16 protein-coding genes are annotated in these 17,137 nt (G+C 70.8%); 10 read left to right on the forward strand and 6 right to left on the reverse strand.

Annotation, left to right across the window (positions count from 1 at the left end; translation table 11 throughout):
* Positions 1-9: 9 nt before the first annotated feature.
* The 7 genes from PYR72_RS15715 to PYR72_RS15745 all read left to right on the forward strand — a co-directional run bounded on the left by PYR72_RS15715 (position 10) and on the right by PYR72_RS15745 (position 6,787).
* Positions 10-423, forward strand: coding sequence for a roadblock/LC7 domain-containing protein (locus tag PYR72_RS15715; RefSeq protein ID WP_005479910.1), 414 nt, complete (start codon positions 10-12; stop codon positions 421-423).
* Positions 424-534: 111 nt separating this feature from the next.
* Positions 535-933: a DUF742 domain-containing protein gene (locus tag PYR72_RS15720; protein ID WP_037695902.1), complete on the forward strand. Its 399-nt coding sequence runs from the start codon at positions 535-537 to the stop codon at positions 931-933.
* Entirely contained in the window at positions 914-1,489 is a 576-nt protein-coding gene (locus PYR72_RS15725) for an ATP/GTP-binding protein (RefSeq protein ID WP_013000460.1), read from the forward strand. Before PYR72_RS15720 ends, PYR72_RS15725 begins: the two co-directional genes overlap by 20 nt.
* A gap of 398 nt (positions 1,490-1,887) precedes the next feature.
* A complete protein-coding gene (locus PYR72_RS15730; RefSeq protein ID WP_275455929.1) occupies positions 1,888-5,133 on the forward strand; it encodes a nitrate- and nitrite sensing domain-containing protein in 3,246 nt (1,081 codons plus the stop codon).
* A 10-nt stretch (positions 5,134-5,143) separates the two neighbouring features.
* The gene (locus PYR72_RS15735) at positions 5,144-5,557 is read left to right on the forward strand and encodes a roadblock/LC7 domain-containing protein (RefSeq protein WP_005479603.1); all 414 of its coding nucleotides are present in this window, start codon (positions 5,144-5,146) and stop codon (positions 5,555-5,557) included.
* A gap of 98 nt (positions 5,558-5,655) precedes the next feature.
* A complete protein-coding gene (locus PYR72_RS15740; RefSeq protein ID WP_013000462.1) occupies positions 5,656-6,225 on the forward strand; it encodes a DUF742 domain-containing protein in 570 nt (189 codons plus the stop codon).
* Complete coding sequence (locus PYR72_RS15745; protein WP_013000463.1) at positions 6,206-6,787, forward strand: ATP/GTP-binding protein; 582 nt, start codon at positions 6,206-6,208, stop codon at positions 6,785-6,787. Before PYR72_RS15740 ends, PYR72_RS15745 begins: the two co-directional genes overlap by 20 nt.
* Positions 6,788-7,059: 272 nt before the next feature.
* Here PYR72_RS15745 and PYR72_RS15750 read toward each other — a convergent pair whose 3' ends face one another.
* The 3 genes from PYR72_RS15750 to PYR72_RS15760 all read right to left on the reverse strand — a co-directional run bounded on the left by PYR72_RS15750 (position 7,060) and on the right by PYR72_RS15760 (position 11,430).
* Positions 7,060-7,254 (reverse strand): acyl-CoA carboxylase epsilon subunit, encoded by a 195-nt coding sequence (locus tag PYR72_RS15750; protein WP_013000464.1) that lies wholly within the window; start codon positions 7,252-7,254, stop codon positions 7,060-7,062.
* A gap of 57 nt (positions 7,255-7,311) precedes the next feature.
* On the reverse strand, positions 7,312-8,895 hold the full coding sequence (locus tag PYR72_RS15755; RefSeq protein WP_059084072.1) for an acyl-CoA carboxylase subunit beta: 1,584 nt from the start codon (positions 8,893-8,895) through the stop codon (positions 7,312-7,314).
* 165 nt (positions 8,896-9,060) lie between these two features.
* The gene (locus PYR72_RS15760) at positions 9,061-11,430 is read right to left on the reverse strand and encodes a polysaccharide lyase 8 family protein (RefSeq protein WP_275455930.1); all 2,370 of its coding nucleotides are present in this window, start codon (positions 11,428-11,430) and stop codon (positions 9,061-9,063) included.
* Between the two features lie 154 nt (positions 11,431-11,584).
* Here PYR72_RS15760 and PYR72_RS15765 point away from each other — a divergent pair, with 154 nt between their 5' ends.
* Complete coding sequence (locus tag PYR72_RS15765; RefSeq protein WP_275455931.1) at positions 11,585-12,205, forward strand: YceI family protein; 621 nt, start codon at positions 11,585-11,587, stop codon at positions 12,203-12,205.
* Positions 12,206-12,324: 119 nt separating this feature from the next.
* Here PYR72_RS15765 and PYR72_RS15770 read toward each other — a convergent pair whose 3' ends face one another.
* Both PYR72_RS15770 and PYR72_RS15775 read right to left on the reverse strand, forming a co-directional pair.
* A complete protein-coding gene (locus PYR72_RS15770) occupies positions 12,325-12,909 on the reverse strand; it encodes a YdeI/OmpD-associated family protein (RefSeq protein WP_275455932.1) in 585 nt (194 codons plus the stop codon).
* 38 nt (positions 12,910-12,947) lie between these two features.
* Complete coding sequence (locus PYR72_RS15775) at positions 12,948-13,820, reverse strand: aminoglycoside phosphotransferase family protein (protein ID WP_275455933.1); 873 nt, start codon at positions 13,818-13,820, stop codon at positions 12,948-12,950.
* Between the two features lie 254 nt (positions 13,821-14,074).
* Here PYR72_RS15775 and PYR72_RS15780 point away from each other — a divergent pair, with 254 nt between their 5' ends.
* On the forward strand, positions 14,075-14,860 hold the full coding sequence (locus tag PYR72_RS15780; RefSeq protein ID WP_275455934.1) for a serine protease: 786 nt from the start codon (positions 14,075-14,077) through the stop codon (positions 14,858-14,860).
* A 135-nt stretch (positions 14,861-14,995) separates the two neighbouring features.
* Here the strand turns inward: PYR72_RS15780 and PYR72_RS15785 are convergent, their stop codons facing one another.
* The gene (locus PYR72_RS15785; protein WP_275455935.1) at positions 14,996-16,375 is read right to left on the reverse strand and encodes a hypothetical protein; all 1,380 of its coding nucleotides are present in this window, start codon (positions 16,373-16,375) and stop codon (positions 14,996-14,998) included.
* Positions 16,376-16,535: 160 nt separating this feature from the next.
* Between PYR72_RS15785 and PYR72_RS15790 the strand changes: the two genes are divergently transcribed.
* Entirely contained in the window at positions 16,536-17,033 is a 498-nt protein-coding gene (locus tag PYR72_RS15790; RefSeq protein WP_275455936.1) for a hypothetical protein, read from the forward strand.
* Positions 17,034-17,137: the final 104 nt, after the last annotated feature.

The following is a 17,137-nucleotide window of genomic DNA, read 5'->3' on the forward strand; positions in this document are numbered from 1 at the left end:
TTGAGCCAGATGAGCCAAGCGGCACAGAACCTCAACTGGTTGATCACCAACTTCGTGGACAACACCCCCGGGGTGTCCCACACCGTCGTCGTGTCCGCCGACGGCCTTCTTCTGGCGATGTCGGAAGGCTTTCCGCGCGACCGTGCCGATCAGCTCGCGGCCGTCGCCTCCGGTCTCACCTCGCTCACGGCCGGGGCGTCCCGGATCTTCGAGGGCGGGGACGTGGCCCAGACCGTGGTCGAGATGGAACGCGGCTTCCTGTTCCTGATGTCCGTCTCCGACGGATCGTCCCTGGCCGTGCTCGCCCACCCCGAGTGCGACATCGGCCTGGTCGGTTACGAGATGGCACTGCTGGTCGACCGCGCGGGCGCCGTGCTCACGCCCGATCTGCGCGCCGAACTCCAAGGCAGTCTGCTCCACTGACGCCTGCGGATCCACAGACCTCACCACATCACCGTCCGGCCGACACAATCCCCCCACCGGCCCCCGTCAGACGGCACGACTGACCGACCTGCTGTCCCGCTCGGAGGATCAATGACCCCGCCCACCGCTCCTCACGATCCGTACGCAGAGCCGTACGGAGACGAGGGCGACCAGCCTCTGGTTCGGCCGTACGCCATGACCGGTGGCCGGACGCGGCCGCGTTACCAGCTCGCCCTCGAGGCGCTGATCAGCACGACGGCAGACCCCGCGCACCTGACGGGCCTGCTCCCCGAGCACCAGCGGATCTGCCACCTGTGCCGCGAGGTGAAGTCGGTGGCCGAGGTGTCGGCCCTGCTGTCCATGCCGCTCGGTGTGGCACGGATCCTCGTGGCGGACCTCGCCGAGGCCGGACTCGTCGCGATCCACCAGCCCGGTGGCGACGAGAACGCCGGTGGCGCCCCGGACGTGACTCTGCTGGAAAGGGTTCTCAGTGGACTTCGGAAGCTCTGAATCGGGGCGGGCCACCACCTCGGCGAAGATCGTGGTGGCGGGTGGCTTCGGCGTGGGCAAGACCACGTTCGTCGGGGCCGTCTCGGAGATCAACCCGCTGCGTACCGAGGCCGTCATGACGTCCGCGTCCGCGGGCATCGACGACCTCACCCACACCGGAGACAAGACGACCACCACGGTCGCCATGGACTTCGGCCGCATCACCCTCGACCAGGACCTCATCCTGTACCTGTTCGGCACCCCCGGACAGGACCGCTTCTGGTTCATGTGGGACGACCTCGTCCGCGGCGCCATCGGCGCCATCGTCCTCGTCGACACCCGCCGCCTCGCCGACTGCTTCCCCGCCGTCGACTACTTCGAGAACAGCGGACTCCCCTTCGTCATCGCCCTCAACGGCTTCGAGGGGCACCAGCCCTACACGCCCGACGAGGTCCGCGAGGCGCTCCAGATCGGACCCGACACCCCGATCATCACCACGGACGCCCGCCACCGCGCGGACGCGAAGTCGGCGCTGATCACCCTGGTCGAGCACGCGCTCATGGCACGGCTGCGGTAGTTCCGCACAGCCGAAGCACCACGGCTGGGCCCAAAACAGGACCCAAGTCCATAACCGCATACGCCAGTTGTCGTAGTTACACCGGAGCCGGCTGTGTCCTTTGACACGGTCGGCCTCGGTGTTCATAACGTTTCGACAGAGAAATAGGGTGGTACGACCACGCGTCGCGGTCGATCAGTACCGCTGCGCTCACTTTGTCCCCGCTTTTTGGCGGGGCTCGCTCTTTATGACCGTTTTATCTGGGACTTACATCACGCGGAATCGTTGCCTCCCAGTGTTTGGAAGTCCTCAACATGACGTGCTGGAATGCCTGAACTGCCCATTAGTCAAAGACGTACTAGGGCGTGGAGTCACCCGCGGCACGACGTAGGTGCCGGCGCCGAGAGGTTGTTGGTCGAGTGAGGCGAAGCAAGAAAGGTCCCGAGCCGTCGGCGCGGGGCAACTTCACCCCGCCGCCGCGCGGAGCGGCACCCGCACAAGTGACCGGACCGGAGCCGACGGCAGCTCCCGCGCCCAGCGGAAGCCGTCTCTCCCCCCGTAACTGGCGGGTACCCACTCGCCTGAACGCGATCCTCCTCATACCCGTGCTGGTCGGCCTGATCATGGGCGGGTTCCAGGTGAAGAGCTCGATCGACACCTGGCAGGAAGCACGGGACGCCGAGAAGGTCGCCAAGATCGTATCCGCCGCCGGTGTCTACGCCGAGGCGCTGCTCAACGAGCGGGACATCTCGGCCCAGCCGCTGCTGGACGGCGACCGGGACAGCGAGGTCGTCAAGGACGCCCGCGCCTTCACCGACGAGAAGGCCGACGCCTTCCACGCGGAGGTCGTCGGAATGCCGTCCGGGCAGGGCCTGGAGCGCCGGCTGCGTCTGGTCGAGGAGGCCGAGCCCCAGCTGGAGAAGCTCCGGCAGACGGCCTTCACGCGCGCCGCCGACCCGGTGCAGACCGAAGAGGGCTACGTCACCGTCGAGCACCTCCTGGCGGAGTTCTCCAACGAGCTCGGCCTCGGCACCGGCAACATCACCGCCTACGGCCGCACGGTCTACGCGGTCACGCTCGCCAAGGGCGCCGCCTCCCTGCAGCGTTCGATCGGCACCCACCTGCTGGTCAGGCCCAGCGAGGACCCGAAGATCTTCCGTCAGCAGGTCACCGCGTTCACCTCGTACGCCTACCTGGAGAACATCGCCGTACAGGAGTACATCTCCGGCGGTACCGAGGCCGACGCCGCGCGTCTGCAGTCGGTCATGACGCAGAAGACCGAAGAGGGCAAGAAGCAGGCCGCCGAGGCCGCGGCCAAGGACAAGAACTACGTCCCGCCGCCGGACACCATGCTCAAGATGGTCCAGGCGATCGGCAGCGGTGCCTCGCCCGAGGACCTGGCCAAGCAGGGCGTCACCTACCAGAACTGGATGGCGGCCTCGACGCTGAAGTTCGAGGGCTACAGCGAGGTCGAGACCGACCTGATCAACCGCGCGGTGTCCGAGGCCGGCCAGATCGCCTCCGACGCCCAGCGCGACGCCTACGTCAACGGCGCGATCGTCATCGTGGCCCTGCTCGCCGCCTTCATCATCGCCGGGATCATGGCCCGCCAGATGAGCCGCTCGATGCGCCAGCTGCGCAACGCCGCCTTCGGCATCGCCGAGCAGCGTCTGCCGATGCTGGTCGACCAGCTCTCGCGCACCGACCCCGGCCGCGTCGACACCCGGGTCGCGCCGATCCCCATCAGCACCACGGACGAGATCGGCGAAGTCGCCCGTGCCTTCGACCAGGTCCACCGCGAGGCCGTCCGGCTCGCCGCCGAGCAGGCCCTGCTGCGGGGCAACATCAACGCGATCTTCACCAACCTCTCGCGCCGCAACCAGTCGCTGATCGAGGGCCAGCTGACCCTGATCACCGACCTGGAGAACAACGAGGCCGACCCGGACCAGCTGGAGAACCTCTTCAAGCTGGACCACCTGGCGACCCGTATGCGCCGCAACGGCGAGAACCTCCTGGTCCTCGCCGGCGAGGAGCCCGGCCGCCGCTGGGACCAGCCGGTCCCGCTGATCGACGTGCTGCGCGCCGCCTCCTCCGAGGTGGAGCAGTACGAGCGCATCGAGCTGTCCGGCGTCCCGGAGGCCGAGATCCACGGCCGTGCCGTGACCGACCTCGTGCACCTGCTGGCCGAGCTGCTGGAGAACGCCACCACGTTCTCCTCGCCCCAGACCAAGGTCCGCGTCACCGCCACCCGTCTGCCCGACGGCCGCGTGATGATCGAGATCCACGACAAGGGCATCGGCCTCACCGCCGAGGACTTCGCGGACATCAACCACAAGCTGGCCAACCCGCCGACCGTGGACGCCGCGATCTCGCAGCGCATGGGTCTGTTCGTGGTCGGCCGGCTGTCCGACCGGCACGGCATCCGTGTCCAGCTCCGCCCCTCGGGCGAGCAGGCCGGCACCACCTCGCTGGTCATGCTCCCCGACGTCATCACCCACGGTGGCGGTGGCGAGCAGCAGCCGGCGGCCGACCAGTTCACGGTCTCCCAGATCATCCCGGAGCAGCACTCGTTCCAGCAGCCGGGCCTGGCCCCGATGCGGACCGCCGCGGAGCTGGGCTTCGACGACAGCCGCTACGAGGTGCCGGACGACATCCGCGACCTGGACCCCGTGGGCCGCTCGCTGATGCGCGAGGAGCGCCGTGCGGCCCTGGAGTCCCAGGCGCACCAGAGCCCGCAGCTGCCCCCGGGCCAGACGCCGCGCTACGGCGACGACTTCCAGTCGCCCGAGCCGTCCTACGACAACGGCGCGACGGCCTACGTGGACCCGCAGCAGTCGTTCGACCAGCAGACGGCGTACGAGGAGCCGCAGCAGCCGTCGTACGACGAGGCGTACTACGGTCAGGGCACCAACGGCGTGGTGAACGGCAACGGGCATCTGCCGGGCGGGAACGACACGTTCACCGCCACCGGCGGCTACCCCGAGCCCGCGTACGCGGAGGCCGTCCAGGAGGAGCACACGGCGACCGCCGCGAGCGCCCCGGAGACGTACGCCGGCTTCGACGAGCAGCCCTATCAGGACGACTGGCCGCAGCAGCAGCCGCAGCAGCCGGACTACCAGAGTTCCTACCGCTCCGAGTACGCTCCGGAACCGGAATCTTCGCAGGCCGCTGACGTGAAGGAGCCGGAACGCGTAGGCTTCGACCGTCCGGGTCCCACCCCTTCCGCCGGCCACGCGCTGACCGACGCCGGCCTCCCCCGCCGCGGATCCACCGCGAGCGTGGGCGGCACGAGCGCGGGCGCCGTGAACGGACGGCAGGAAGTGACCCAGGACCAGCCGACGGCCGGGGGACCGAACGGCGACTGGCGCTCGGACAACGACGCGCGCTGGCAGCAGGCCTCCCAGCTGAAGAAGCCCAAGGCGGGCGGGGTCACCTCCTCCGGCCTGCCGCGGCGGGTGCCCAAGGCCAACCTGGTCGAGGGCGCCGCCCAGACGACCCCGCAGGGAGGTCCACAGATCTCCCGCGCTCCCGAGGACGTCCGGGGCAGGCTGAGCAACCTGCGCCGGGGTGTCCAGCGGGGGCGCAACGCAAGCAGTGAAACGAACGGCCAGGCCACTAGGAATCACCACAGTGGTCCTGACAGCACCTACAACCAGGAGCGTTAGTGTGAGCCCGATGAGCCAGGCGGCGCAGAACCTGAACTGGTTGATCACCAATTTCGTGGACAACACCCCCGGGGTGTCGCACACGGTGGTGGTCTCCGCCGACGGACTCCTTCTGGCGATGTCCGAAGGGTTTCCCCGCGACCGTGCCGACCAGCTGGCGGCCGTCGCGTCGGGTCTGACCTCTCTGACCGCGGGTGCCTCCCGCATCTTCGAGGGTGGCAGCGTCAATCAGACGGTTGTGGAGATGGAGCGGGGATTCCTCTTCATCATGTCCGTTTCCGACGGTTCTTCCCTCGCCGTTCTCGCACATCCGGAGGCCGACATCGGTCTCATCGGGTACGAGATGGCCCTTCTGGTGGACCGTGCCGGCACGGTTCTGACGCCCGATCTGCGTGCGGAGCTCCAGGGCAGCCTGCTCAACTAACAGTCAGACGGTGCGTTTTGGCGTCCCGGGGCCGTAAGGTTTCGGGACGCGGCTTCCAATGAGCCATGGATGCCAGCACAGTCGGAGGAGGAGAGAACGTGGCAACACCCCCAGGCGGTTCATCGTCGGGCAACTGGTCCTACCCTGGCCAGGGGCCGGGCCAGGGTGACCAGAACCGGTACAACTTCCCCTCCGCACCGAGCCGCCAGCAGCCGTACGTACCGCAGGGCCCCGGCCCTTCTCCGTACGACCAGCCGCCGGCACCGCGTATCCAGCCCGTGCAGCCGCAGCGCCGCACCCCCGAGCCGTCGCCCGCAGGGGCGGCGACCAACCCTCTGGTGCGTCCGTACGCCATGACGGGCGGCCGCACCAGGCCCCGCTACCAGCTCGCCATCGAGGCGCTGGTGCACACCACCGCACAGCCGCACCAGATGCAGGGCCAGCTGCCCGAGCATCAGCGGATCTGCAACCTCTGCCGGGAGATCAAGTCGGTGGCCGAGATCTCGGCCCTGCTGACGATCCCTCTCGGCGTGGCCAGAATCCTCGTCGCCGACTTGGCGGAGGCGGGTCTGGTCGCCATTCATCAGCCCGGCGGCGACGAGAGCGCCGGCGGCCAGCCAGACGTGACACTGCTCGAAAGGGTGCTCAGTGGACTTCGCAAGCTCTAGCGGCGGTCCTTCCCGCTCCACCACCTCGGCGAAGATCGTGGTGGCGGGTGGCTTCGGCGTGGGCAAGACCACGTTCGTCGGGGCCGTCTCGGAGATCAACCCGCTGCGTACCGAGGCCGTGATGACGTCCGCGTCCGCGGGCATCGACGACCTCACCCACACCGGAGACAAGACGACCACCACGGTCGCCATGGACTTCGGCCGCATCACCCTCGACCAGGACCTCATCCTGTACCTGTTCGGCACCCCCGGACAGGACCGCTTCTGGTTCATGTGGGACGACCTCGTCCGCGGCGCCATCGGCGCCATCGTCCTCGTCGACACCCGCCGCCTCGCCGACTGCTTCCCCGCCGTCGACTACTTCGAGAACAGCGGACTCCCCTTCGTCATCGCCCTCAACGGCTTCGACGGACAGCAGCCGTACAACCCGGACGAGGTCCGGGAGGCGCTGCAGATCGGTCCGGACACGCCGATCATCACGACGGACGCGCGGCACCGGTCCGACGCGAAGTCGGCGCTGATCACGCTGGTCGAGCACGCGCTCATGGCTCGCCTGCGGTAGGCCCGCGGCGCTCGGCCGAGTACGAAAGGGGACCCCTTCCTGTTTCCGGGAGGGGTCCCCTTCGTCATGGGTCGGGTGCGGGTGGGTGGGGGTTGCTCGCGCAGTTCCCCGCGCCCCTAAAAACCCAGGCCCTGCGGGCCTGAAAAGCGCGGGGCGCAGCCCTTGCTTTTCAGGGGCGCGGGGAACTGCGCGAGAAGCCCCACCCACCCGCACCCGACCCACACGCGAAGGGGCCCCCTCCATTCGGAGAGGGCCCCTTCGTCGAACAAGGCTCAGCGCCAGCTGTGCGGCGCCCGGAACCCCGGCTCGCGCTCCAGGCGGCGCCACCCCGCGCGCAGGCGGCCTCGGTGGGCCGGGAGGGTCTCGGCGGGCTGGGCGGCGGCACGGGCCAGGAGCAGCGCGGTGATCGCGGCCACTTCCTCGGGCTCGGCGTGACCCTTCTCGACGCGAATATCAGGCAGCTTCATGGAAGTCAGTCTCCGTGGATGAGGTTTCCGCTGGGGTACCGGGAGGGAACCGACGGGTTACTGCGGCGGGTTGCCGTGCTTGCGGGACGGCAGGTCCGCGTGCTTGCTGTGGAGCATCGCGAGGGAGCGGATGAGGACCGCGCGGGTGTCCGCGGGGTCGATCACGTCGTCGACGAGGCCACGCTCGGCCGCGTAGTACGGGTGCATCAGCTCGGCCTTGTACTCCTTGACCATCCGGACCCGCATCGCCTCGGGGTCCTCGGCCTCGGCGATCTGCCGCCGGAAGATGACGTTGGCGGCACCTTCGGCGCCCATGACGGCGATCTCGTTGGTCGGCCACGCGTACGTGAGGTCGGCGCCGATGGACTGGCTGTCCATGACGATGTAGGCACCTCCGTACGCCTTGCGCAGGATCAGGGAGATCCGGGGCACGGTCGCGTTGCAGTACGCGTACAACAGCTTGGCGCCGTGGCGGATGATTCCGCCGTGCTCCTGGTCGACGCCCGGGAGGAACCCGGGGACATCCAGCAGCGTGATGATCGGGATGTTAAAAGCGTCGCACATCTGGACAAAGCGCGCAGCTTTTTCCGATGCCTCGATGTCCAGGACACCCGCGAGGGACTGCGGCTGGTTGGCGACGATGCCGACCACCTGGCCGTCGAGCCGGCCCAGCGCGCAGATGATGTTGCGGGCCCAGCGCTCGTGGACCTCCAGGTAGTCGCCGTCGTCGACGATCTCCTCGATGACCTTGGTCATGTCGTACGGCCGGTTGCCGTCGGCCGGGACCAGGTCGAGCAGGACGTCGCTGCGGCGGTCGACCGGGTCGGAGGGCTCGACGCGCGGCGGGTTCTCGCGGTTGTTCTGCGGGAGCATCGACAGGAGGTAGCGCACCTCGGCGATGCACGTCTCCTCGTCGTCGTAGGCGAAGTGGGCCACGCCGGAGGTCTCGGCGTGCACGTCCGCGCCGCCGAGGCCGTTCTGGGTGATCTCCTCGCCGGTGACCGCCTTGACGACGTCCGGGCCGGTGATGAACATCTGGGACGTCTCGCGGACCATGAAGACGAAGTCCGTGAGGGCGGGCGAGTAGGCCGCGCCGCCCGCGCAGGGGCCCAGCATGACCGAGATCTGCGGGATGACGCCCGACGCGCGGGTGTTGCGCTGGAAGATGCCGCCGTAGCCGGCGAGCGCGGAGACGCCCTCCTGGATACGGGCGCCCGCGCCGTCGTTGAGCGAGACCAGCGGGGCACCGGCCGCGATGGCCATGTCCATGATCTTGTGGATCTTCGTGGCGTGGGCCTCGCCCAGCGCGCCGCCGAAGATACGGAAGTCGTGGGCGTAGACGAAGACCGTGCGGCCCTCCACCGTGCCCCAGCCGGTGACGACACCGTCGGTGTACGGCTTCTTGGCCTCCAGACCGAAGCCGGTGGCCCGGTGCCGGCGCAGCTGCTCGACCTCGTTGAAGGAGCCCGGGTCCAGCAGCAGCTCGATGCGCTCCCGGGAGGTCAGCTTGCCCTTGGCGTGCTGCGCCTCGGTCGCCTTCTCGCTCGGGCCGGCCAGAGCCTGGGCACGGATCTCGTGCAGTTCGGCCACTCGCCCGCGTGCGTCCGTCGGCTCACCCGGTGCCTCATCCAAAACGGTCATGTAGCGACCATACGAAGCCGAGCGAGCAAAGCGGTCCGTCGACTCCGTACAGTCTCCGGCGTGTTTTCCTGGTACCCCTGAACAGAACGTCGTCGGCATGCAGGCGAACCGACTGCTCAGGGGGTGTGGGGCTTGTAGGGGTCACACAAAGGCCCGTCGGGCGGCTCAGGGGAGAGTCAGGTCACAGGTGTGGGTGGCGCACGCCGTGCCGGGGGTGACCCGCAGCCGTAGCCGACCGCGCGCCGACTCCAGCACCTCGACGGACGCGTCGGCCCGGACCACCTCGCGGAACGGGCCGTTCCAGATGATCTCCACCGGCTCGCCCGTGCGCGGCGGTTCGCTCACGCGGAGGGTGGCGGCCCTCCCCCGCCGGCGTACCAGCACACAGGCCCCGGCGGAGGCCGTCAGCGGGCCCACCGTACCGGGCTGCCAGAAGACCGCGCCGAGCAGCCCGAGCGAGGGGACGTGGACGGCCTGGCAGGCGCTGTCGTTGGCGAGGATCGACAACCAGCGCCGATCGGCGGCACGGGCCTCGACGGCGTGGCGGGACGCTCCGGGCATGAGCAGATAGGCGTAGCCGGCGTTCACCGGATCGGTGCCGTGGTCCAGCCAGAGGGTCTGCCAGCGCCGGGTACGGCGCTCGGTCGTGCCGCCGGTGTTGATGTCGGACCAGGCGCCCGTGCGGTCCTCGCGGAGGGTGCGCAGGGCGGGCGCGGGGGACAGGCCGCCCGGGGTGCCCGCCGGGGGGTCGGAGAAGACCCAGCCGCCGTGGCCCTCCAGGTGCGCCCAGAGCCGGCCGCGTACGAGCGGGGGGTGCGCGATGCCGTCGCTCGCCCCCAGGTTCCGGTTGTCGACCACCGTCTCCACGGGCACCCCGTCCGCGCAGGTGATGCCCGCTCCGAGGCAGAGCACGGCGTCCGCGAGGCAGAACCACGACTTGCGGGCCTCCAGCGTGGAGCCGAGCCCCTTGAGGTGCTGGCCGATCGCCGCGTACTCGCCGTCCGTGGTGCCGCCGACCCAGCGCACGGCGGGTTTCGGAGCGCCCCATTCGCCGCCCTCCCGGTCGGCGAGCCGCTTGGTGGAGACGGTGGTGCCGGGGAGGCGGTACCAGTCGACGGTGGGCCAGAACCAGTCGGTGTACTGGCCGCCGTGCCCGGCGGCCCACCAGAGGGTGGCTCCCGCGCCCGTGTGCCAGCCGCGCGGGTTCTCGCCGTTGCCGCACTCGTAGTGGGCGATGCGGTCGGAGGCCATGGCGATGTTCACCACGAAGCCCGGACGACGGTGGACGGCCCGGTCCATGGCGGGGAAGAGACGGTGACCGACGGGTGCGGGCGCGGCGGCGACCGGGGAGGCGGCGACGGCGTGCAGGCGGGACAGGTCCGCGACGCCGAACTGCCGCGCGGTGAGGAGGGGGGTGACCGTGTCCCGGGCGATCCATCCCTTGATCAGCCCGTGCCACCGCTCGCGCTCGGCGGGGGTGGCGCCGAGCGCGAGCAGCGCGAGGGCGGCGATGATCCCCTGACCGTGGAAGTGGTCGCTCCGCAGGATGTGGCGGTCGTCGCCCTTGAGGTAGCCGCGGCTGATGGCACGGCCGTTGACGCTGTCCATCACCAGCCCGTCATGGATCAGCGGCGCGTAGGCCCGTTCGACGCCGTCGAGGACGACCTGGCGGTTCGGATCGGTCACCTCCCACGCGGACCCGGCCAGCAGGGCGAAGAGCCTGCCCAGTCCGTCGAGCATCACCTGTCCGTACGTCCCCGAGTAGGCCACCCAGGTGTGCTGCACGAACGAACCGTCGGCGTACATCCCGTCCCCGCGGGTGACGTACGGGAAGACCGGCGAGAGGGCGTCCCGGGCCAGGGCGATCTTCTCGGGGGCGCGGCCGAGGATGCCGCGCAGGGCCACGGAGCGGCAGAGGTCGACGCGGTTGGCCCCGGTGGAGATGCCGCCGTAGTCGTGGAGCAGGGCGTCGGGGACGAAGTGGTCGACCGCCGCGCAGGCCGCGGCCCGTCGGGCGGGGGTCAGTTCGTCGTACAGGGCGGCCACGATGTCCATCAGGAGGCGGGGGCTGCCGATCTGCCACTCCCACCAGTTGCCGTAGCGGGTGGTGGCGGGGTGGTACACCGTCGCGGTGAGGTGGTCGAGACCGCGCAGGACGTCGGCGAGGAGACCGGGGTCGCCCGTGCGGCCGGTGCCGGGCTGTGCGTACGCCTGGGCCATCGTCCACAGGCGGCTGTAGCTCTGGGTGATGCCCGCGGGCGGGTCGAAGCGGTGGCCGGGCCAGAGGGAGTCCGCGGTCGGCTCCATGGCCGCGCGGAAGGCGTGGGCGAGGTCGCCGGTCTCGCGCAGCCGGGTGGCGTAGGGCTCGGCGGCGGGGTCGTAGCCCTCGCCGAGGGCGAGCGTGAGCCAGCGCCGGCGGAGGGTGTCGTACGCGTCGTCACCCGCGGCGGTCCGGCCGGCGGCGTGCGCGGGGGGCGGTGGCGCGGCCGCCAGGGCGGCGGTGAGGAGCAGGACGGTACGGCGCGTGGGGGTCATGCCCGTGCCGTCTACCATCTCGCCCGGCGAGGATCAACAGTGAGTGACAAGTCGATCACCGTGGCGATAAGGTTGAAACTTGAACGGAATAGGTCTACGGTGGGGCTTGTTCAGTTCGTTGAACATTGAACGACATCCCTCAAGGAGTCACGTCATGGGCATCTTCGGCCGCAACAACACGACCACCGAGACCGCCACCGCCACGGCGACCACCTCCGCGGTGAACCCCGACCTCGCCGCGCTGACCGGTGACTACACGATCGACGCGTCGCACACCACGATCGGCTTCACGGCCCGCCACGCCATGGTCACCAACGTCAAGGGCGGCTTCCTGGACTTCTCCGGCAGCCTGCACCTGGACGGCTCGGACCCGTCCCGGTCCACCGCCTCCATCGACGTCAAGATGGACAGCATCGACACCGGCAACGCCGACCGCGACGGTCACCTGAAGAGCGCGGACTTCTTCAGGACGGACGAGTTCCCGACGATGACCTTCCGCTCCACCGAGGCGGTCGCTCTCGGGGGCGACGACTACCGCATCACCGGTGACCTCTCGATCCTCGGCACGACCAAGCCGCTCACCATCGACCTGGAGTTCAACGGCGCCGCCAAGGACCCCTTCGGCAACGAGCGCGTCGGCTTCGAGGGCAAGGCGGAGATCCTGCGCTCCGAGTGGGGCCTCACCTGGAACGCGGCCCTGGAGACGGGTGGTGTGCTGGTGTCCGACAAGATCAAGCTGACCTTCGACATCTCGGCGATCCGCGCCGCGGGCTGAGACCTGTCGAGGACTCGGGCTCGACGAAGCGTGAGGACGCGGCGGACCGGGACGCCGTCGCCGTGGAGACCGCCGCCGTCCTCGCCGCCCGCTCCCCGTCGGGTCCCGCCCGCTCCCCGTCAGATCCCGTCCGGGCCCTGCGTCTCCAGGGCGGCGAGTGCCGACCGCAACCGGGTCTCCCGGGTACGGGGAGTGCGCGCCCTGAGGAGCGTCAGCACCATGAGGTACCGGTCCGTCCTGCCCAGGCGTGCGAAGGCGTCGCGGGCGGCGGGACGCCCGGCGAGGGCGGCCGCCAGATCGTCGGGGACGGTCGCCTCCTTCTGCGACGCGTACGCCGCCGCCCAGCGCCCGTCCGCCCGGGCCGCGGCGACCTCCGCGAGGCCGCCGACGCGCATACGGCCGGCGGCGGTCAGTTCGGCCACCCGTCGGACGTTCACCATCGACCAGTCTCCGCCCGGCCGCCGCGGGGTGATCCGCTGCAGGAAGTACGCCTCGTCCACGCGGCGCCGGACGCCGGTGATCCAGCCGTGGCAGAGGGCCACGTCATTGACGTCCCCCGCGCCGACTGAAGGGATGCCGGACCCCTTCTTCGCGACCTTGACCCAGAGCCGGCGCGTGCCGGGGGCGGGATGGGCGGTCAGCCAGGCGTCGAGGCGGTCGGCGTCGGGGAACGCCAGGGCTTCGGTGTCCGCGGGAGTGGTCATGCACCGCACGGTAGGTGCGCAGTAGGACAGAAACCGACCTAGACGACCGGGTCGTCCAGCACCTGGTCGATCACCCGGCGCTGCCGTCCCTCCGGGTCGGGGCCGGAGAGGCCCGCCGTGGTCACCAGGGCCTTCCACAGCGCCCAGCCACGGGCCCGGCGCCAGGTGTCGTCGGGGAGACCGGCCGCCTCACGGAAGATCTTCCGTTCCTCGCCGGTGAAGTACGTCCAGGCCATGACGAGGTCGCACGCGGGGTCGCCGACGCCGGAGGAACCGAAGTCGATGACGGCCGAGAGGGTGCCGTTCCGGGCGAGGAGGTTCCCCACGGCGACGTCGCCGTGGAACCACGTCGGCGCCGACGGCCAGGCGGACGTCAGCGCCTGCGCCCAGACGGCCCGGCAGGCGGCGACGTCGACCGTGTCCGCCAGCCGGTCCAGGGCCTGCTCGACCTCGTCGCCGTACACGCCGGGGTGGCACCCGCGGAAGTACGAGTGCCGTCCGGCCGCCGGACCCCGGCCCGGCGGGGCCCCGCGCAGATCGCGCAGGAAGTCCCCGAGGTCACGGGCCAGACGCGTCCGGTCGACGTCCGGCGCGACCTCCACCGTGTCCCCCGGGAGCCACCGGCGCACCGACCACGCGTACGGGTACCCCTCCCCCGGCGCGCCGAGGGCCACCGGTTCCGGCACGGGCAGGGGCACGTGCCGGGCCAGTTCGGGCAGGCAGCGGTCCTCCTTCGCCACGGCGGCGGCGTAGCCCTGCGCGCTCGGCAGCCGGACGGTCAGTTCCTCGCCCAGTCTGAAGGTGCGGTTGTCCCAGCCCTGCCGGTCCACGGGCCGGACCGGCAGCTCGCTCCAGGCCGGGAACTGCGTCGAGATCAGGGCGCGTACGAGGTGGGGGGTGATGTCGATCACCGGGTCAGTCTGCGCGCCCCCGTGGCGCACGCGCACGCGGTTTTCCGCCCTCGCGGCGGAAAACCGCCGGTGGTGACTGACTGGTTCACGACTCTTGTGCGAGGGCTTTCGGCGTTCTCATAATCCTGCAACAGAAATTGACCTGGGCATGCCAGTCAGGGCGCGTTCCTGTCGCTCTATTGGCATGCTCACGCCATATCTGCGCTTGCAGTCGTACGAGTCATCGCCTGTCACCCCCCACGGAAGGCATCACGTTGAAGCGACTCATCACCGTCCTGAAGAGATGTGCGGTCGTCGGTGCCGCCGCGCTCGCCATCGCCAGCCTGCAGCCCGTGTCCGCGGCGACCGCCGCCCCGGCGCCGGTCGTCGGCGGAACGCGTGCCGCGCAGGGCGAGTTCCCCTTCATGGTCCGCCTGTCCATGGGCTGTGGCGGCGCGCTCTACACCCAGCAGATCGTGCTCACCGCCGCGCACTGCGTGGGCGCGACCGGCAACAACACCAGCATCACGGCCACGGCGGGCGTCGTGGACCTGCAGAGCACCAGCGGCCGGGTCCAGGTCCGCTCGACCAAGGTGTACCGGGCCCCCGGCTACAACGGCACGGGCAAGGACTGGGCCCTCATCAAGCTCGCCCAGCCGATCAACCTGCCGACGCTGAAGATCGCGACCACCACGCAGTACAACACCGGTGACTTCACCGTCGCCGGCTGGGGCGCGGCCGTTGAGGGCGGTGCCCAGCAGCGGTACATGCTGAAGGCCACGGTGCCGTTCATCAGTGACTCCACCTGCCGCGCCTTCGGCGGCCTGTACAGCGGTCTCGTCCCGAGCGAGGAGATCTGCGCCGGTTACGCCGCGGGCGGCGTCGACACCTGCCAGGGCGACTCCGGCGGCCCGATGTTCCGCCGGGACAACGCCGGTGCCTGGATCCAGGTCGGCATCGTCAGCTGGGGCGACGGCTGCGCCCAGCGCAACGCCCCCGGTGTCTACACCGAGGTGTCCACCTTCGCGTCCCAGATCGCGGCGGGTGCGGCCACGCTCTGAGCGGAGTCCCGCACCAGCTCATCCACGACGTCCACGGGTCCGGCTGCTCCCCAGCGCCGGGCCCGTGCCCGTGTGTCCGGGTCCGGAACCGGGCCCTGGGACGGGTCCGGACCCGCGTCCGTCGGGGGCGGGTTCTCAGAAGCCGCCGCCGAAGTCCCCGCCTCCCCCGAAGTCCCCGCCGCCGCCGAAGTCGCCGCCGCCGAAGCCGCCGCCGAAGTCGTTCGTGTCGAAGTCGGCGCCCGAGACGTCGCCGCCGCCGTAGCCGGAGGCCGCGCCGAAGTCGCCGTAGCCGGAGCCGTACATGGCCGCGTAGGACGGGGTGGCCATCATGCTGCCGAGCATCGTGCCGACGAGGAGGCCGGGGAGAAGACCGCCGCCGTAGTAGCCGCCCGCCCAGGGACCGTAGGCCGGGCCCGCGTCCCAGTAGGGGCGGCGCCCGCCGGAGTCCGTGTCCACCTCGCGGATCACGGGGTTCCGGCCGTCGGAGAGACGAGCCTGATCGGCGGCGCACACCGGGACCTCGCGTTCGGCGCCGAGGCCGGGGGTCCACGGGACGTCCGCGACGGACGGGCCGTGGCGGGGGTCGAAGAAGCAGGGGGGCCGGCGTTCGGGGAGGGGGCGGCCCTCCCGGCGGGCGGCGAGCTGGGCGAGACAGAAGCGGCCGTCCTCCAGGGCCTTGGTGACGGCGCGGACGTCCTCGGGCCGGGCTGCCGCCGCCATCAGGGACTTGGCCTGCTCGTACGCGTCCAGGGCCCGTTCGTAGTCGGCGCGCATCGCGTCGTCCGCGCCCCGTTCGGCCGGATGGAAGTCCAGGCGGTCCAGTTCCTCGCCGAAGGCCGTGATGTCCTCGTCCACCACGACGGCGAGCCGGGCCAGCGCCTCACGGCGTTCCTCCTCCCTGCGACGGCGGTTCCGGCGCACCAGCGCGTACGCGCCCACGCCGCCCGCCGCGACGACCACGCCCCCCACCACCAGCGCGCCCGTGTCCACGCCCTGGTCGCCGCCGCTCCAGCTCGACGGGGCCGTGCCGCCGGGGTTGCTGCGCAGGGCGTCGTCCACGAAGTCGTCGAGCTGGGCCTTCGGTTCGTCGACGCCCTGGACCGCGGAGACCAGGTTCGCCACGGTCTGCCGGCTCAGCACACTGCTGTCGGCGCGGGCGTCGAAGCGGTCGCCGAGGCGGACGGCGTACAGACCTGTCACGCCGGTCTCGGTGCGGAGGTTGCGGAAGAGGTCCTGGGTCGGGTAGCCGGCCGGGAGCACCGCCACGAGGACCGGCTCGTCGGCGTCCTGGATCGTGTCGGCGAGGGCGTCGGCGTCCGCCTCGGAGAGCAGGCCGGAGGCGGCCGGGTCGACGTAGACGGGGCTCTCGCGCAGGGCCTCGGCCACGGTGGAGAGATCGGTGGCCGCGTGCGCGCCCGGCGCGGCGACGGTCAGCACCGCGAGGGCGGCGAGCGCCATGGCGGCGAACGGCATCATGAGGAGGCGGAACAGACGTCGAACCGGTGCGCCTTTCATACTTTCGAAGCTACCTCGATCGGCGCACAAACGGACGATCCCGGTCCGTGACCCGATGGGAGCCGTCCGTCGACTTGGGCGGGTGCCCGGACAGCTGTACAACCGTTCGAGACGGGTGCGGCGTACGCGCTCGGGACGACGGAGCACGGGGGCGGGCGGAATGCTGCGGAGAGTTCTCGCGGTCGTGGGCGCGGCGGCCGGGGCTGTGCTGTTGAGCGGCTGCGGACCCGAGGTCCTGCCGCTGGCCGGCGTGACGGTGGACGACGCCGGATCGCCCCGGGTCCTGGTCCGGCCGTGCGGGGACGCCGGCTACACGGCGCCGGCGCTCACGGGCTGGGCCGGCTCCTGGGAGGACGAGCCCGGCGAGGACGAGACGGACACGACGGTCTGGGAAACGGACGGCGAGTGGTCGGGGGACGCGGATTTCCCGCTCTTCTCACCGCCGGCCGCGTGGGACGCCGAGACCCGGGGCGAGCAGCGGCTGCTCCCGGGCCACACCTACGCGTTCACGTTCTACGCCCACACCGACGACCAGGTGAACGGTGCCGTGACCTTCACCGGCTCCGACCTCGCGAGGCTGAAGCCGGGACGCGTGTGGGCCGACGACCGGGTCATGAGCGCGAAGGAGTTCGAGGAGCGCACCGAGCGGGCCTGCTGACGGCTCCGGGCCCCGGGCGCCTTCCCGGCGACGACCCTGGCGCTCCCTAGCGACGGCCCCGGCGACGACCCCGGCGACCTTCCCGGGCGGCACCCCGGGTGGTA

Source organism: Streptomyces sp. VNUA24 (assembly GCF_029167005.1).
GTDB classification, from domain to species: domain Bacteria; phylum Actinomycetota; class Actinomycetes; order Streptomycetales; family Streptomycetaceae; genus Streptomyces; species Streptomyces scabiei.

Excerpts from the sequence above, each read along its gene's own strand:
- PYR72_RS15765 (WP_275455931.1), top strand. The coding sequence starts at position 11,585 with ATGGGCATCTTCGGCCGCAACAACACGACCACCGAGACCGCCACCGCC.
- PYR72_RS15760 (WP_275455930.1), bottom strand. The coding sequence starts at position 11,430 with ATGACCCCCACGCGCCGTACCGTCCTGCTCCTCACCGCCGCCCTGGCG.
- PYR72_RS15715 (WP_005479910.1), top strand. The coding sequence starts at position 10 with ATGAGCCAAGCGGCACAGAACCTCAACTGGTTGATCACCAACTTCGTG.
- PYR72_RS15735 (WP_005479603.1), top strand. The coding sequence starts at position 5,144 with ATGAGCCAGGCGGCGCAGAACCTGAACTGGTTGATCACCAATTTCGTG.
- PYR72_RS15770 (WP_275455932.1), bottom strand. The coding sequence starts at position 12,909 with ATGACCACTCCCGCGGACACCGAAGCCCTGGCGTTCCCCGACGCCGAC.
- PYR72_RS15790 (WP_275455936.1), top strand. The coding sequence starts at position 16,536 with ATGCTGCGGAGAGTTCTCGCGGTCGTGGGCGCGGCGGCCGGGGCTGTG.
- PYR72_RS15755 (WP_059084072.1), bottom strand. The coding sequence starts at position 8,895 with ATGACCGTTTTGGATGAGGCACCGGGTGAGCCGACGGACGCACGCGGG.
- PYR72_RS15750 (WP_013000464.1), bottom strand. The coding sequence starts at position 7,254 with ATGAAGCTGCCTGATATTCGCGTCGAGAAGGGTCACGCCGAGCCCGAG.
- PYR72_RS15720 (WP_037695902.1), top strand. The coding sequence starts at position 535 with ATGACCCCGCCCACCGCTCCTCACGATCCGTACGCAGAGCCGTACGGA.
- PYR72_RS15785 (WP_275455935.1), bottom strand. The coding sequence starts at position 16,375 with ATGAAAGGCGCACCGGTTCGACGTCTGTTCCGCCTCCTCATGATGCCG.